Here is an 884-nt window from a genome sequence, read left to right as displayed (position 1 = left end):
GCTGACATCGCTGATTTCATGCATGCGGATCAGCAGGGATGCGCCAACCGGCAGGCGACGATGTCTGATTTTACTGATTACTGGAGGCGCAACTTCCAAAGCTCTGGAGAGGGCTGCGTCGTTTTTTAAGTGCAATTGCTTGATCAGAGTGTCCAACAAATTGTTTGGATCGTAGTCGATTTCATCTGATTCAAGCTGGGTCAGATTTGCCATAATTACCTCGCTATCTAGTCTATTGATGCCTGATTTAATTGCTTCAATGAAATTAATCAAACGGTAATATTGTATCTTTAAAACAGAAATTGCTTATCAGAAAAATAGCAAAACATTGTTAAATTTCTTGGCACAGGGAGTGCTATTTACGCCATTGTGTCTATAAGGCAATAGTACTGTAGATCAATACAAGCTGAAAAGCAATTTACTTTTTTAATAGATTACCAATTGATTTCATTCGCTTTTTTTACAAGCTAACAATTGCCTGCACCTGAAGTATTGGGCAAAATATGCTTGAGATCAATTGGTGAAAACGAAAGATATTGTTAAAAAAGTTTCGTAGAATTGCATTTATTATTTCTTTTGTGAAATTTGTGCGTGCTTGGTAACACGTACACAGAGGTATTTTCAAGTCTGGATCAGCGACCGCATCCAGTCGTGGTGTCCAGTAATAACGAAGCAAAAAGAGTCATTACATTTGTTCCCGCGCCTGACGGATGACGCGGCCCAAATCAATCACAGACATCGCGTAGAAGTAACTGCGGTTGTATTGGGTAATCGCATAGAAGTTGTCGGTTGCAATCCAATATTCCGTCGCATCATCGCCATTTTGCAAGTCAACTAATCCAACTTTGAGTTGCGGCGCGATATCAGCACTGGCACTGCTGGCC

The 884-nt window shown here is 40.8% G+C and carries 1 protein-coding gene and 1 pseudogene; both read right to left on the bottom strand.

Translation table 11 applies throughout. The features are described from left to right. A pseudogene (locus KDM89_RS19150) lies at window positions 1-213 on the bottom strand (hypothetical protein); the annotation flags it as partial. Between the two features lie 472 nt (window positions 214-685). Continuing rightward, window positions 686-884 (bottom strand): lytic murein transglycosylase (locus tag KDM89_RS19145; RefSeq protein ID WP_212689513.1); only part of this gene is annotated, 199 nt, incomplete at its 5' end.

The sequence above is a fragment of the Cognatundibacterium luofuense genome (assembly GCF_018139685.1).
GTDB classification, from domain to species: Bacteria; Pseudomonadota; Gammaproteobacteria; order Burkholderiales; family Burkholderiaceae_D; genus Undibacterium; species Undibacterium luofuense.
The sequence above is the reverse complement of the archived record's forward strand: the minus strand, read 5'-3'. Positions and strand labels throughout refer to the sequence as shown.